We start from the raw sequence: 14,765 nt of genomic DNA, 5'->3' as shown, positions 1-14,765 counted from the left end.
ACTCACCCTCTCGGGCTTTCCTCCGGGCTTCCCTTCGGTTTTTCCGACTCTATCAGATCTTTTCTCGATCCGATTTCCTCGGTGCTTTCCAGGTTCTCGCTCTCGCGTTTCCCTTTCCGGCGGTTCCGACTCTATCAGGTCCTTTCGGGCCTGACTCCCAGTCAGTTGGGCTTGTCTTCCCGGCTGTTGGGCCGTTCCGACGAGTGAGACTTTAGCGGATTCCTTGCTCCCGAGCTAATCGGGGCTGCGCTCTTTCGAACGCGGATTCCTCATTTCGCAAATGCGCACGCAAAAGAGGTCGACGCAGGGGCGCCGAATCTTGGCTGGTACTTGCGGAATGGCTGCCCGGGGACCGACCGGAGTCGACGCTCACGTCGGACAACTCGGAGAACACTACGGACCGGCACGGGGCGTGTCAACTCGGGTCCCCGGGGTTCAGTCCTTCTTGCCGGAGGCGAGTTCGCGGCTGCGGTCGCGGGCGGCCTCGAGGGCGGCGATGAGGGCCGCGCGTACGCCGTGGTTCTCCAGTTCACGGATGGCGTTGATCGTCGTACCGGCCGGGGAGGTGACGTTCTCGCGCAGCTTGACGGGGTGTTCGCCGCTGTCGCGGAGCATCACGGCGGCCCCGATGGCGGACTGGACGATGAGGTCGTGGGCCTTGTCCCGCGGCAGGCCGAGCAGGATGCCGGCGTCGGTCATGGCCTCGACCAGGTAGAAGAAGTACGCGGGGCCGGAGCCGGACAGGGCGGTGCAGGCGTCCTGCTGGCTCTCGGGGACACGGAGCGTCTTGCCGACGGCGCCGAAGATCTCCTCCGCGTGGGCGACGTGCTCGGCGGTGGCGTGGCTGCCGGCGGAGATGACGGACATGGCCTCGTCGACGAGGGCGGGGGTGTTCGTCATGACGCGGACGACCGGGGTGCCTTCGGCCAGGCGCTCCTCGAAGAAGGAGGTCGGGATGCCGGCGGCGCCGCTGATGACGAGGCGTTCGGCGGGGATGTGCGGGGCCAGTTCGTCCAGGAGGGCGCCCATGTCCTGCGGCTTGACCGTGAGGATCAGGGTGTCGGCGGTCTTGGCGGCCTCGGTGTTGCTGACCGGGGTGACTCCGTAGCGGGTGCGGAGTTCTTCGGCGCGTTCGGGGCGGCGGGCGGTGACCAGGAGATCGGCCGGGGCCCAGCCCGCCCGGATCATTCCGCTGAGCAGGGCTTCGCCGATCTTGCCGGTGCCGAGGACTGCGACTTTCTGGCTCATGGGGTCATCCTCGCACCGGCGAGGAGCGGTGCGGGTGGGTTGTCCGCTGGGCGGACGGGCCGGGCGGGGCCGGGCCGGCTCACGCCGTCCGGCGGCGCAGGGTCGCCGCACCGAGGCCCAGTACGAGCACGGCGCACCCGGCGACGATCAGCACGTCCCGTACGAACGTGGCGGTCATGTCGGTGTGGTGGAGGACCTGGTTCATGCCGTCGACGGCGTACGACATCGGGAGGATGTCGGAGATGGCCTCCAGCACCGGGTGCATGTTCGAGCGAGGAGTGAACAGGCCGCAGAGGAGGAGCTGGGGGAAGATCACCGCCGGCATGAACTGGACCGCCTGGAATTCCGAGGCCGCGAAGGCCGAGACGAAGAGGCCGAGGGCCGTGCCTAGCAGGGCGTCGAGGAGGGCGACCAGCAGGAGCAGCCAGGGTGAGCCGGTGACGTCGAGGCCGAGCAGCCACAGCGAGAGTCCGGTGGCGAGGGCCGACTGGACGATGGCGAGGATGCCGAAGGCGAGGGCGTAGCCGGCGATGAGGTCGGCCTTGCCGAGAGGCATGGCGAGGAGGCGTTCGAGGGTGCCCGAGGTGCGTTCGCGCAGGGTGGCGATGGAGGTCACCAGGAACATCGTGATCAGCGGGAAGATGCCGAGCAGGGAGGCCCCGATGTTGTCGAAGACGAGCGGGCTGGCGTCGAAGACGTAGCGGAGCAGGATCAGCATCAGGCACGGGACGAGGAGCATCAGCGCGATGGTGCGCGGGTCGTGGCGCAGCTGACGGAGGACGCGGGCGGCGGTGGCGGTGGTGCGGGAGACGCTGAGCGTGGTGGGCGGCGCGGCCGGGCTCGGGTCCGGGTTCGTGTTCGGGTCCGTGGGCGTCGGCGCGCTCGCCGAATTCGCTTTCGCCGTGCCGGATGGATCGGCTGGATTCGTCGTACTCATCGGGTGCTCTCCTTGGTGCGGCCTGCGGCAGCCGCTTCGTCCACGAGGTGCAGGAAGGCGGCCTCGACGGTGTCGCGCCCGGTGCGGGCCCGGAGGGAGTCCGGGGTGTCGTCGGCGAGGAGCCGGCCCTCGCGCATGAGGAGCAGGCGGTGGCAGCGCTCGGCCTCGTCCATGACGTGGGAGGAGACGAGGAGGGTGGCGCCGCGGGTGGCGGCGAGGTGGTGGAAGAGGTTCCACAGGTCGCGGCGGAGCACGGGGTCCAGTCCGACGGTGGGCTCGTCCAGGACGAGGAGTTCGGGCGCGCCGAGCAGGGCCACGGCCAGCGAGACCCGGCTGCGCTGGCCGCCGGAGAGGTTGCCGGCGAGGGCGTCGGCGTGGCTGGTGAGGTCGACGTCGGTGATGGCCCGGGTGACGTGCGCGCGGCGGCGTTCGGCGGCGGCGCGGCCGGGGTCGAGGACGGCCGTGAAGTAGTCCAGGTTCTGGCGGACGGTCAGGTCGTCGTAGACGGAGGGGTCCTGGGTGACGTAGCCGATGCGGCTGCGCAGGGCGGGGTGGCCTGCCGGGAGGCCGAGGACCTGGAGGGTGCCGGTGACCTTGGCCTGGGTGCCGACGATGGCGCGCATGAGGGTCGTCTTGCCGCAGCCGGAGGGGCCGAGCAGGCCGGTGACCTGGCCGCGGGGGACGGTGAAGTCGAGGTGGTGGATGACCGGGCGGGGGCCGCGGACGACGGTGAGGCCTTCGGCGTGGACGGCTGGAGCGGGGGGTGGAAGGGGTGGCTCTGGCTCCCGCGAGTAATTCATCATGTGATGAATAATCCGCCTGGCGGGCGAATGCCGTCAAGGGGAGGTGCCCGCTGTGTCGTGCGCGAGAGCGGCACGAGAGCGGTGTGCCGCGACCGCTCTCGTGCCGTGCAGAGCGGACCGGCCGGCCGTCAGGGCTTGATCGCGACGAGCAGCAGGACGTCGTACGTCTCCTCGACGATGCCGTCCGGGAAGACCTTCAGCAGGTGGGCGCGCTCCTCCTCCAGATATGCGGTCCTGCGTTCCTCGGGGGCGACGAGGACGAACGAGTGGCTGCCGAGGTTGGCGAGGTGGGTGTCGAGCGGGACGCGGCGGCTCCAGCGGATCTCGCGGCGGGTGAAGCGGAGACGGCCGCTGGGGTCGGCGCGGTGGGTGCGTTCGGCTGCCTCGCGCCGCTCGCGGGCGGTGCCCACGCCGAAGAAGCGGCCGACGCGGTCGGCGGCCTCGGCGATCCAGTCGATGTCGAGGGCGTCGGTGTTCCACCACACGGCCAGCGCGCCGCCCGGGCGCAGCACGCGCAGCGCTTCCGGCACCGAGCGGGCTGGTTCGGTCCAGTGCCAGGCCTGGGCGTAGGTGAGGAGGTCGGCGTGGGCGTCGGGCAGCGGGAGGGCGTTGCCGTTGCCCCGGACGAGCGGGATGTGCGGGAGCCCGCGACGGAACTCGGCGGCCATGCCCGCGCCGGGTTCGACCGCGAGGACGTCGGCGCCGCGGGCGTGCAGCAGGGCGGTCGAGATTCCGGTACCGGCGCCGACGTCCACGACCCGGGCGCCGGAGAGCGGGCGGCCGGACAGTTCCTCGACGGCTTCGAAGAGGGCGGGCGGGTACGAGGGGCGGTTCGCGGCGTACTGGGCTGCGGCGGCGTTGAAGGAGTGGGCGCGGCTGGTGTGGTGCGGGACCGAGGGGTCGGAAGGCGGCTGCGTCGGGGTCATGCAGCCATGGTGTGTGGCGGGAGCGGGGGAGAACAGCGAGTTACGGCCGTCCTGGTCCCCGCGCCTGTGGCCCCCTCGGCTACCGGCGCTTCTTCCTCTTCGCCGGGTTGCCCGTACGGCGGGTGGTGCGGCGGTCGTGTTCCGCGCGGGCCTTCTCGTACTCCTCGCGGTGCAGCTTCTCGCCCGGGGCCTCGGTGAGGGAGCGGAAGAAGTAGGCGAGCAGGGAGCCGACGAAGCCGATGGCCAGGAGGCCGCGCAGGGAGGCCTGGCGTGCGGGGTCGTGGCGCTTGCCGAAGCCTTCCCAGGTGTTGCGGAAGGCGAGCGCGCTGCAGATCGCGAACATCACGACGACCAGCACGCTCACGAGAGTGCCCGGCTCGGCGATCTGGATGCCCTCGTAGGCGATGCGCAGCACGAAGCAGGAGACGGCGGCCAGGGCGAGGGAGCCGGCGGCCACGCCGGCCCGGCGGGCCGCGTAGCCGTCGTCATGGTTCACCCAGGACGTGCCGAAGAATCGCAGAGGCTCGGGGCGGGGGCCACTGCCCTGGGCCCCGCCCTCGGAGCCCGCCGGGGTGCCGGTTTCGTCGCTCACGGGACGATTATGGCTCCGGGTGGGGGCGGGCTGGGGGGCGGGGGTCAGCCGCAGCGGGGGGCTATGTAGCCGTCGCTGCCGGTTTGGACGTAGGCGTCGGAGACGTACTCGCCGTTGTCGATGAGGTCCCAGATGTTGGACGTGCCGTAGGGGCCCGTGACGGTCGTGCCCGGCGTCTGGCAGTAGATCGGTACCTTGATGTTCTCGGGCAGGACGTAGACGATGTTGTAGCTGGTGCCGGGACCGCTGCGGACGTTCAGACGGACGCCCGGCGCACCGAGTAGTAGTGGAGACTCGCGGTGGCCGCGGTGGCCGGCGAGGTCAGCATGAGGAACGCACCCACGGCTGCGCCCGCCAGCAGGACTGATCTACGTCTGCGGGATGTCATCTCTGCCCTCTCGGAGTTGGCGTCAGCCGCAGCGGGCGGCCACGTAGCCGTTGGTGCCCGTCTGGACGTAGGCGTCGGAGACGTACTGGCCGTTGCTGATGTTGTCCCAGATGTTGGTGGTGCCGTACGGGCCCGTGACCGTCGTGCCTGGTGACTGGCAGTAGATGTGGACCTTGGAGCCCTCGGGCAGGACGCCGACGAGGCCGTAGTTGGTCCCCGGGCCACTGCGGACGTTCAGGCGGACGCCCGGGGCCACCGAGAAGTAGCGCAGAGACTCCGTCTGGACCGCCGCGGTCAGATCCTCCTGCCCGCCAGTGGTCTCTGTGTCTTCGGCGCGCTCCACAGACATGAACAGCTCCCCCCTTAAGCCCATGACTGTCATGGGTCCCGTCGACTCTCCTGAATCGCGTCTTGAAACACCTGTGCGCGACTCGCACGCGGAGGTTAGCAAGCCGTCTCCGTCTCGTACGAGTCATCGACTAGGCTCCGTGCGTCGCGCGCGCGGACGAACAGCACGGGGGTGGTCCATGGCGCCACAGCGCAGCACCGGAGCGGGGGCGGAAGCGGAACTTCCGGAGTACGCCGGTCACTACCGTCTGGAGTCCTGTCTGGGGTCCGGCGGCATGGGTGTGGTGCATCTTGCCCGCAGTACCTCGGGGCTCAAGCTCGCGGTGAAGGTCGTACACGCCGAATTCGCCAGGGATCCCGAGTTCAGGGGCCGTTTCCGGCAGGAGGTGGCCGCCGCCCGCAGGGTGAGCGGCGCCTTCACCGCGCCTGTCGTGGATGCCGATACGGACGGCGAACGGCCCTGGATGGCCACGCTGTTCATTCCTGGGCCGACGCTCTCCGAGCAGGTCAAGCAGAATGGTCCTTTGGCGCCTGAGCAGTTGCGCCGGCTCATGGCCGGGCTCGCGGAGGCGCTGCGTGACATCCATCGGGTCGGGGTCGTGCACCGGGATCTCAAGCCGAGCAATGTGCTGTTGGCCGAGGACGGGCCGAAGGTCATCGACTTCGGCATCTCCCGGCCGACGGACAGTGAACTGCGGACCGAAACCGGCAAGTTGATCGGTACGCCGCCGTTCATGGCGCCCGAGCAGTTCCGGCGCCCGCGCGAAGTGGGGCCGGCTGCGGACATCTTCGCCCTCGGGTCGGTGATGGTGCACGCGGCGACCGGGCGGGGACCGTTCCACTCCGACAGTCCGTACATCGTCGCGTACCAGGTGGTGCACGACGAGCCGAATCTGGACGGAGTGCCGGAGAGCCTGGTTCCGCTGATCCTCCGCTGTCTCGCCAAGGAGCCCGAGGAGCGGCCGACTCCCGACGAGCTGATGCGGGAGCTGCGATCGGTGGCAGCTTCGTACGACACGCAGGCGTTCATACCGGCTCAGCGGAAACCTGCGGAGCCCGCGTCCGAGGTACACGCCGAGAAAGCGGTGCGCCGGCCCGGGAGGCGGAGCAAGAAGCGCATTGCAGCCTTGGGTACCGCAGTGGTCGGCCTGAGCCTGCTCGGCGCCCTGGCTTCGGTTCAGCTGCTTGACCGGACAGGACACGGCCCTGAGGGCAAGCACCCGCAAACACAGTCCGCCGCGTTCAGTACATGGGCGGTCAATCGGGTCACCCCGGGCACCGGTATGCCTCAATGCTCATATGGGGCCGGGAAGTTGCTCTGTAGCCAGCCGGGAAAGGTCTTCGCGCTCTCCCCAGCGAACGGTGCCCTGCTGTGGCGGCGCTCGGTCACCAAGCAACCCGCCGGCGGACCACCGGTGGTGTCGGCCGGTCTGGTGCAGCCCTCCACGAACGGCGGGTCACGTCTCACGGCCCTCGACCCAGCCTCGGGCAATGAGGTCTGGCATCGGCGTGTGGGGGCGGGGACGACAGTGCGGTATGTCGGCGGCATGGCCCTGCTCGTACGGTCCGACGGAACGGTCACCGGTGTGGACGCGGCGACCGGCGACACGAAATGGCAGCGTGGCTTCCGAGGACAGGGCATTCCGACCTTCCTCTCGTTCCCGGGAGACCCGCTGATCTACGCGACCCGTACGTCCGACGACGGATCAAGCACGCGGGTGACCGCGGTGGATCCGCGCACGGGGAACGTGCGCTGGGACGCTCGGCTCAAGGGGATGCTGACACCGTTCGGCAGCCAGGACGGCGCGCTCTTCCTGCTCTCCACCGACAGTGTCTACAGGGGTACGAAGGGGATCGTCCGCTACACGCCGGCCTCGAAGGCAACCCAGCAAGTCACGCTGCCTGTCGCACTCGAAGAAGCTCAAGCCACTGTACGGGGACATGTGGCCTACGTCCTGGCGGCCGATGGTTCACTCGTGGCCGTCGACATGGACGCGCGGCGCCAACTGTGGCGACTGGAAACTGCCGTGAGCCGTGCATCGGCACCCGTCACCGATGGCGAGAAGGTGTACTTCAGCTCGGGTGACGGAAGGCTCCTCGCCGCCGACGCCCGGAAGGGAACGCTCGTCGGGCAGACGGAAGCACGCCTCGGCGATCACTCGGCCAGCGTCATGGGAGCACCCGCCTCGCCGGTCGTCGTCGGCCTTCACGTCTACGCCGCCGCCCCCGACGGCACCGTCTTCGCCCTCGACGCGCGGAACCCTTCGACCTGGTAGGCAGCGGAGAACCGGAAAGGGAAGGGGCCGCCCCCTGTTCAGGAGGCGGCCCCTTGTCAGGCTGTCAGGCGGTTCACGCCAGCTTCGTCACATCCCGCACCGCGCCCTTGTCCGCGCTCGTGGCCATCGCCGCGTAGGCGCGCAGGGCGGCGGAGACCTTGCGGTCGCGGTTCTTGGGGGCGTATGCCCCGTCCAGTTCCCGCTCGCGCCGGGTGAGTTCCGCCTCGTCGACCAGGAGCTCGATCGTGCGGTTCGGGATGTCGATGCGGATGCGGTCGCCGTCCTGGACGAGGGCGATGGTGCCGCCCGAGGCCGCCTCGGGGGAGGCGTGGCCGATGGAGAGGCCCGAGGTGCCGCCGGAGAAGCGGCCGTCGGTGATCAGGGCGCAGGACTTGCCGAGGCCACGGCCCTTCAGGTACGAGGTCGGGTAGAGCATCTCCTGCATGCCGGGGCCGCCCTTGGGGCCCTCGTAGCGGATGACGACGACGTCGCCGTCCTTGACCTCGTGGGTGAGGATCCGCTGAACGGCCTCCTCCTGGGACTCGCAGACCACGGCCGGGCCCTCGAAGGTCCAGATGGACTCGTCCACGCCGGCCGTCTTCACCACGCAGCCGTCGACGGCCAGGTTGCCCTTCAGGACCGCCAGGCCGCCGTCCTTGGAGTACGCGTGCTCGACCGACCGGATGCAGCCGCCCTCCGCGTCCTCGTCCAGCGCCTCCCAGCGCTCGGACTGGGAGAAGGCCTCCGCCGAGCGGACGCAGCCGGGGGCCGAGTGCCACAGCTCCACCGCCTCCGGGGACGGGCTGCCGCCGCGGACGTCCCAGGTCTTCAGCCAGTCGGAGAGAGACGGGCTGTGGACCGCGTGGACGTCCTCGTTCAGGAGGCCCCCGCGGTGCAGTTCGCCGAGCAGGGCCGGGATGCCGCCCGCGCGGTGCACGTCCTCCATGTAGTACGTGCGGTTCTTCGCGACGTTCGGGGCGACCTTCGCCAGGCAGGGGACGCGGCGGGACACCGCGTCGATCTGCTCCAGGCCGAACGGGACGCCTGCCTCCTGGGCCGCCGCCAGCAGGTGCAGGATCGTGTTCGTGGAGCCGCCCATCGCGATGTCCAGGGCCATGGCGTTCTCGAAGGCCTGGAAGGTGGCGATGTTGAGCGGGAGGACGGAGTCGTCGTCCTGCTCGTAGTAGCGGCGGGTGAGGTCCATGACCGTGTGGCCCGCGTCGACGTACAGCTGCTTGCGGGCCGTGTGGGTGGCGAGGACGGAGCCGTTGCCGGGGAGGGAGAGGCCGATCGCCTCGGTCAGGCAGTTCATGGAGTTCGCGGTGAACATGCCGGAGCAGCTGCCGCAGGTCGGACAGGCGTTCTCCTCGATGCGGAGGATGTCCTCGTCCGAGATCTTCTCGTTCACGGCATCGGAGATCGCGTCGACCAGGTCGAGGGTGCGGACCGTGCCGTCGACCAGCGTGGCGCGGCCGGACTCCATCGGGCCGCCGGAGACGAAGACCGTCGGGATGTTCAGGCGCAGGGCCGCCAGCAGCATGCCCGGGGTGATCTTGTCGCAGTTGGAGATGCACACCAGGGCGTCGGCGCAGTGGGCCTCGACCATGTACTCGACCGAGTCCGCGATCAGGTCGCGGGAGGGGAGGCTGTACAGCATGCCGCCGTGGCCCATCGCGATGCCGTCGTCCACCGCGATCGTGTTGAACTCGCGCGGGATGCCGCCCGCCTCCTTGATCGCCTCGCTGACGATGCGGCCGACCGGCTGGAGGTGGGTGTGGCCCGGCACGAACTCGGTGAAGGAGTTCGCGACCGCGATGACCGGCTTCCGGCCGATGTCCGCACCGGGTACACCGGAGGCGCGCATAAGGGCGCGGGCGCCCGCCATGTTGCGGCCGTGGGTGACTGTGCGGGACCTCAGCTCGGGCATCGTCGCTCGCTCCTTCGAAGACCTTCCGCCAGAAAAGCTCTGGCACTTTCCGAGAGTACGCCGCCACTCCAAGGGCTGGACTCGGTTGTCCGGAATCCGGGACGGCCGTTTCACGGCGGCGGATCCGTCAGCCGCCCTCAGGGTGCCGTCAGATGGCGCTGCACCACCGGTGCCACCCGCGCGATGATCTGCTCCAGGTCCGCCGAGGCCACCGGCTCCAGCTTGATCACATAGCGCATGAGCGCCACGCCCACCAGCTGGGCCGCGGCCAGCTCGGCGCGCAGTTCCGCGTCCGGCAGGTGCACCTCGGCGGCGACGCGGTGCAGCAGCTGGGAGGCGACCAGGCGGCGGAAGACTGCGGCGGCGGTCTCGTTGTTCACCGCCGAGCGCACGATCGCAAGCAGCGGGGTCTGGGTGGCGGGGTCCTCCCAGATCCCGAGGACGAAGCGGGTGAACCGCTCGCCCACCCCCTCCAGCGGGCCGTCGGCGAGCGCGTGCGGCGCGTTGAGCGCGGGCGCGAAGGCGACCGCGATCGCCGCCTCGAAGACCTGTTCCTTGGTCCCGAAGTAGTGGTGGACGAGCGCCGAGTCGACCCCGGCGGCCTTGGCGATGCCGCGCACGGACGTCTTCTCGTACCCGCGCGCGGAGAACTCCTCGCGGGCCGCGGCCAGGATGCGGTCCCGGGTGTCGGCGGACTCCGCACGCGGCGGCCGTCCCCTTCTGCGCGTACTCGCCCCCGTCATCGCCGGGGCACCTCCACCGCGGAGGCCAGGTGCAGCCGCGTGTAGGCCAGGGCCTCGGCGAGGTCGGCCTCGCGTTCGGCGCTGGACATCGCGCGCCGCGTGTTGACCTCGATGACGACGTGGCCGTCGAAGCCGGTCAGCGCGAGCCGCTCCAGCAGCTCCGCGCAGGGCTGGGTGCCGCGGCCGGGGACCAGGTGCTCGTCCTTGGCCGAGCCGCGGCCGTCGGCGAGGTGGACGTGACCGAGCCGGCCGCCCATGCGGTCGATCATCGCCAGGGCGTCGGTGCGGGCCGTGGCCGTGTGGCTGAGGTCGATCGTGAAGTGCCGGTAGTCGTCCTTGGTGACGTCCCAGTCGGGGGCGTAGGCGAGCATCTCGCGGTCGCGGTAGCGCCACGGGTACATGTTCTCGACGGCGAACCGTACGTCCGTCTCGTTCGCCATCCGCCAGATCCCGCTGACGAAGTCGCGCGCGTACTGCCGCTGCCAGCGGAAGGGCGGGTGTACGACGACGGTGCTCGCCCCCAGCTTCTCCGCCGCCGCGCGGGCCCGCTGGAGTTTGACCCAGGGGTCGGTGGACCAGACCCGCTGGGTGATCAGCAGGCAGGGGGCGTGGACGGCGAGGATCGGGATGCCGTGGTAGTCGGACAGCCTGCGCAGCGCGTCGATGTCCTGGCTGACCGGGTCGGTCCACACCATGACCTCGACGCCGTCGTATCCGAGGCGCGCGGCGATCTCGAAGGCCGTCGCCGTCGACTCCGGGTAGACGGAGGCGGTGGACAGCGCGACCGCCACGGGCACGTCCCTGGGTTCAGCCACGTCCGTCACCTTACGGGGTCGAGTGGCTCGGGGGTTGGGTGACTATTCGCCGTTGTGACGTTCGCCATTTGCCCGGGTGCGGGGGCGTCGTGGTTGCTCGCGCCCCGCGGCGGAGCCGCACATCGATACCGCCCCGCGCCCCTTCCCGCCGCAGTCAAGCGCCATCCATGTGGTCCAGGCGCCGGAGGATCACGCCCTCCCGCAACGCCCACGGGCAGATCTCCAGGTTCTCCACGCCGAACAGGTCCATCGCGCCCTCGGCCACCAGGGCACCGGCCAGGAGTTGGTTGGCCCGGCCCTCGGAGACTCCGGGGAGTTCCGCGCGCTGGGCCGTGGTCATGCCGGCGAGGCGAGGGACCCAGGCCTCCAGGGACTCGCGTTTGAGTTCGCGCTGGACGTAGAGGCCCTCGGCGCTGCGGGCGGCGCCTGCGATGCGGGCCAGCTGCTTGAAGGTCTTGGAGGTGGCGACCACGTGGTCGGGGGCGCCGATGCGGCTGAATTCGCCGACCGTGCGTGCTATCTGGGCGCGGACGTGGCGGCGCAGGGTGCGTACGTCCTCCGCGGCGGGCGGGTCGCCCGGCAGCCAGCCCGCGGTGAGGCGGCCCGCGCCGAGCGGGAGGGAGACGGCGGCGTCGGGTTCCTCGTCGATGCCGTAGGCGATCTCCAGGGAGCCGCCGCCGATGTCCAGGACCAGCAGCCGTCCGGCGGACCAGCCGAACCAGCGGCGTACGGCGAGGAAGGTGAGACGGGCCTCCTCCTCGCCGGAGAGGACCTGGAGGCGGACGCCGGTCTCGTCGGCCACGCGCGCGAGGACGTCGTCGGCGTTGCCGGCCTCGCGGACGGCGGAGGTGGCGAACGGCAGGAGGTCTTCGACGCCCTTGTCCTCGGCGGCCTGGAGCGCGTCGCGTACGACGGCGATCAGCTTGTCGACGCCGTCGTTGCCGATGTGGCCGCTGCCGTCGAGCAGCTGGGCGAGTCGCAGATCGACCTTGTGCGAATGTGCGGGCAGCGGGCGGGCACCGGGGTGCGCGTCCACCACCAGCAGATGCACCGTGTTCGAACCCACGTCCAGGACACCGAGTCTCATATAGGGAACGCTACTGCCAGATCGCCGGTCCTCGTTCCCCGGAGCGGTCCTGGGCCACTTACCCTGGACGCGTGCCAAAGACGAAAAAGGCGAAGGCCGACAAATCCTCCAAGGGATCGAAGGATTCAGCGAAGGGTTCGGTGAAGGATTCTTCGCAGGTGAAAGCGTCCAGGAAGGCCCCGAAGGTGAGCGACGAGAAGGGGCTCGACTTCGCGCGCGCGTGGGTGGAGTTTCCGGATCCGGCGGACGACGAACAGGTCTTCCGGTGCGATCTGACATGGCTGACCTCTCGCTGGAACTGCATTTTCGGCAGCGGCTGCCAGGGCATTCAGGCGGGCCGCGCGGACGACGGCTGCTGCTCGCTGGGCGCGCACTTCTCCGACGAGGACGACGAGAAGCGGGTCGCCGAGCATGTGGCACGGCTCACCCCGGAGATCTGGCAGCACCACGCCGAGGGCACGCGCGACGGCTGGGTGTCGGAGGACGACGAGGGGTCCCGGCAGACGCGGCCCTTCCAGGGCTCGTGCATCTTCCAGAACCGGCCGGGGTTCGCGGGCGGCGCGGGCTGCTCGCTGCACATCCTCGCCCTGAAGGAGGGCCGGGAGCCGCTGGAGACCAAGCCGGACGTGTGCTGGCAGCTGCCGATCCGGCGGACCTACGACTGGATCGACCGGCCGGACGACACCCGCGTGCTCCAGGTGTCCATCGGTGAGTACGACCGCCGGGGCTGGGGTCCGGGCGGCCACGACCTGCACTGGTGGTGCACGTCGGCGACGTCGGCGCACGGCGCGGGCGAGCCGGTGTACGTCTCCTACCGGGCCGAGCTGACCGAGCTGATGGGCAAGGCCGGCTACGACCGTCTGGTCGAGCTGTGCGAGGCGCGACTGGCCTCGCAGCTGCCGATGGTCGCACCGCACCCCGCCGATCCGGCGCCGTAACTCCGGCGCCACTCCTAGCTGCCCGACGGGCTGGGTGTCCCGCTGTCGGACGGGGAGGGGGTCGGGGAGTCGGACGGGGGCGGGTCCGTGGGAGGGGTGCTCGGGTCTGTCGGGGTCGGGGACTGGCTGGTCGGCGAATCGCTGGGGGTGGACGGCGGCTGCGTCGGGTCGGGGTTGGAGGTCGTGGACGGCGGGGTCGTGGGCGGCAGGGTCGTGGGGCCGCTGGGGGCGGTGCCGTAGCCGTCGATGGAGACGACGACGCCGGCCGGGGCGATGGCCACCTGGGCGTGCCAGTGGCCGGAGGGCTCGCGCAGATGGTCGACGTACACCTTGATCGTCAACGTGTCGCCGGGCGCCAGGGTGCCCGAGGACTGGCTGAGGTAGAGCCAGGCCGCCGTGGTGGTCGCGGACCAGCGGACCGGCGAGGGGCCCGAGGCGGTGAGGGTGATCAGCGTGGTGTCGCCGGCGTTCCCGGCGCCGACCGTGAGGTGTCCGGCGCCCTTCCTGTCCGCTCCGGTGATGCCGATGACCTCCACCGAGACGTCCGCCTTGCCGTCCTTGCCGAGCCTGGCGCCGGACTTCACGCGCGCATTGCCGGCGTTCTCGTAGCCGCCGGCCGTGTCGCCGCTGAGCGCCTCGGTGCCCCCGGCCTCGCGCGCGGTGGCGGTGTGGCCGTCCTCCTCCCCGGCCGGTGAGCCCCGGTAGGCGGCCCACAGGGCGAGCACGGGCGCGGCGACGACGGTGGCGACGACGGTCGTGGTGACGGCACGCGCGCGGATGCGGTCGCGGCGGGCCGCGCGGTCCTTGGGGTCCATCGGGAAGCCGCGCCGGTCGAAGCGGGGGACGGCCGTGCGCGGGTGGTTCGCGAGCGCGACGTGCAGGTCCGCTCGGGGCGCCTCCAGCACGGGCAGCTCGGCGGGGGTGACCGTGGCGCCGGGCCACTGGCCGGTGACGGCGCGCTCGGCGGTGCGGCGGCAGCGCGGGCAGTCGTCCACGTGCCGGACCAGTTCGCGGCGCAGGGCGGTGCTGAGGACGAGGCGGCTGTCGCCGGTGAGGTGCGCCACGCTCGGGCAGCTGCCGGCCTCGACCACGGCGAGGGCCGCGCGGGTGCGCTCGACCTCGCAGGCGGCGGAGGCGAGCAGTTCGCGGGCGGTGGCGGGTTCCATGCCGAGGACGGCGGCGACCTCGTGGGGGGTGAGGTGGTGGCGGACGGCGAGTTCCAGCGCCTCGCGCTGCTCGGGGCTGGTGCCGGCGGCCTCAGGCCAGGCGAGCAGGGCGAGTTCGCGGCGCCGCTGGTCCTCGGTTTCGGGGGCGAGGGGCGGATCGGGGACGTGTTTCCCGGCGGGGGCCTTTCCGTTGGAGGCCTTCCCGGCGGGGGCGCGGCCCGCCGCGTGGGTGGCCTGACGTTTCTGCTTGGCCTCGGCCAGCTTGCGCAGGCACGCCCAGCGGGCCAGCGCGTACAGCCAGGCCCTGCGGTCACCGGCCGCCTCCGGGACGCGCTGCCCGCGCCGCTCGGCCAGCGCGAGGACGTCCCCGAGGGCGGCGGTGGCGGCGTCGTGGTCGCACAGCACGGACAGGCAGTAGGTGAACAGACCGTCCAGGTACGGCTCGTAGCGCGCGGGCGTGCGCTGGGCGAGGGTGCGCGCGGCGGCGCGGTCGCGCGCCTCACGGTGCGCCCGGTGCGCGCCGGTCGTGCGGGTCGTGGTCTCCGGCCTGCTGCTCATCACCCGTGCGACC

At 71.0% G+C, this 14,765-nt stretch carries 14 protein-coding genes and 1 pseudogene; 3 read left to right on the top strand and 12 right to left on the bottom strand.

Going from position 1 to position 14,765, the window contains the following annotated elements; genetic code table 11:
• A partial coding sequence (locus ACWD3E_RS13310; RefSeq protein WP_451387640.1) for a hypothetical protein occupies positions 1 to 207 on the top strand: 207 nt, incomplete at its 5' end.
• Between the two features lie 228 nt (positions 208 to 435).
• Here ACWD3E_RS13310 and proC read toward each other — a convergent pair.
• The 7 genes and pseudogenes from proC to ACWD3E_RS13275 all read right to left on the bottom strand — a co-directional run bounded on the left by proC (position 436) and on the right by ACWD3E_RS13275 (position 5,243).
• On the bottom strand, positions 436 to 1,248 hold the full coding sequence (gene proC, locus ACWD3E_RS13305; protein ID WP_451387639.1) for a pyrroline-5-carboxylate reductase: 813 nt from the start codon (positions 1,246 to 1,248) through the stop codon (positions 436 to 438).
• A 79-nt stretch (positions 1,249 to 1,327) separates the two neighbouring features.
• Positions 1,328 to 2,185, bottom strand: a complete 858-nt coding sequence (locus tag ACWD3E_RS13300) for an ABC transporter permease (RefSeq protein ID WP_451387638.1) — start codon at positions 2,183 to 2,185, stop codon at positions 1,328 to 1,330.
• A complete protein-coding gene (locus ACWD3E_RS13295) occupies positions 2,182 to 2,988 on the bottom strand; it encodes an ABC transporter ATP-binding protein (RefSeq protein ID WP_451387637.1) in 807 nt (268 codons plus the stop codon). Before ACWD3E_RS13295 ends, ACWD3E_RS13300 begins: the two co-directional genes overlap by 4 nt.
• A gap of 128 nt (positions 2,989 to 3,116) precedes the next feature.
• Entirely contained in the window at positions 3,117 to 3,914 is a 798-nt protein-coding gene (locus ACWD3E_RS13290) for a class I SAM-dependent methyltransferase (protein WP_451387636.1), read from the bottom strand.
• A gap of 79 nt (positions 3,915 to 3,993) precedes the next feature.
• On the bottom strand, positions 3,994 to 4,506 hold the full coding sequence (locus ACWD3E_RS13285) for an EamA/RhaT family transporter (protein WP_451387635.1): 513 nt from the start codon (positions 4,504 to 4,506) through the stop codon (positions 3,994 to 3,996).
• A gap of 44 nt (positions 4,507 to 4,550) precedes the next feature.
• A pseudogene (locus ACWD3E_RS13280) lies at positions 4,551 to 4,834 on the bottom strand (SH3 domain-containing protein).
• An 82-nt stretch (positions 4,835 to 4,916) separates the two neighbouring features.
• A complete protein-coding gene (locus ACWD3E_RS13275; protein WP_451387634.1) occupies positions 4,917 to 5,243 on the bottom strand; it encodes an SH3 domain-containing protein in 327 nt (108 codons plus the stop codon).
• A gap of 178 nt (positions 5,244 to 5,421) precedes the next feature.
• Between ACWD3E_RS13275 and ACWD3E_RS13270 the strand changes: the two genes are divergently transcribed.
• Complete coding sequence (locus ACWD3E_RS13270) at positions 5,422 to 7,518, top strand: serine/threonine-protein kinase (RefSeq protein ID WP_451387633.1); 2,097 nt, start codon at positions 5,422 to 5,424, stop codon at positions 7,516 to 7,518.
• A gap of 73 nt (positions 7,519 to 7,591) precedes the next feature.
• Here ACWD3E_RS13270 and ilvD read toward each other — a convergent pair whose 3' ends face one another.
• From ilvD to ACWD3E_RS13250, 4 genes are all read right to left on the bottom strand, one after another.
• Positions 7,592 to 9,445 (bottom strand): dihydroxy-acid dehydratase, encoded by a 1,854-nt coding sequence (ilvD, locus tag ACWD3E_RS13265; RefSeq protein ID WP_451387632.1) that lies wholly within the window; start codon positions 9,443 to 9,445, stop codon positions 7,592 to 7,594.
• Positions 9,446 to 9,582: 137 nt separating this feature from the next.
• Positions 9,583 to 10,188 carry a TetR/AcrR family transcriptional regulator gene (locus tag ACWD3E_RS13260; RefSeq protein WP_451387631.1) on the bottom strand — a complete coding sequence of 202 codons (606 nt, stop codon included), beginning with the start codon at positions 10,186 to 10,188 and terminating at the stop codon, positions 9,583 to 9,585.
• Complete coding sequence (locus tag ACWD3E_RS13255; protein ID WP_451387630.1) at positions 10,185 to 11,003, bottom strand: sugar phosphate isomerase/epimerase family protein; 819 nt, start codon at positions 11,001 to 11,003, stop codon at positions 10,185 to 10,187. Before ACWD3E_RS13255 ends, ACWD3E_RS13260 begins: the two co-directional genes overlap by 4 nt.
• Positions 11,004 to 11,157: 154 nt before the next feature.
• Positions 11,158 to 12,090, bottom strand: coding sequence for a Ppx/GppA phosphatase family protein (locus ACWD3E_RS13250; protein WP_451387629.1), 933 nt, complete (start codon positions 12,088 to 12,090; stop codon positions 11,158 to 11,160).
• Between the two features lie 140 nt (positions 12,091 to 12,230).
• On the opposite strand from ACWD3E_RS13250, the gene ACWD3E_RS13245 reads away from it, so the two are divergent.
• Positions 12,231 to 13,028 (top strand): hypothetical protein, encoded by a 798-nt coding sequence (locus ACWD3E_RS13245; RefSeq protein ID WP_451387675.1) that lies wholly within the window; start codon positions 12,231 to 12,233, stop codon positions 13,026 to 13,028.
• A gap of 14 nt (positions 13,029 to 13,042) precedes the next feature.
• On the opposite strand, the gene ACWD3E_RS13240 is transcribed toward ACWD3E_RS13245, so the two are convergent.
• The gene (locus ACWD3E_RS13240; RefSeq protein ID WP_451387628.1) at positions 13,043 to 14,755 is read right to left on the bottom strand and encodes a BACON domain-containing protein; all 1,713 of its coding nucleotides are present in this window, start codon (positions 14,753 to 14,755) and stop codon (positions 13,043 to 13,045) included.
• Positions 14,756 to 14,765 lie beyond the last annotated feature (10 nt).

The organism is Streptomyces sp. NPDC002676, from assembly GCF_053592455.1.
The sequence above is the reverse complement of the archived record's forward strand: the minus strand, read 5'-3'. Positions and strand labels throughout refer to the sequence as shown.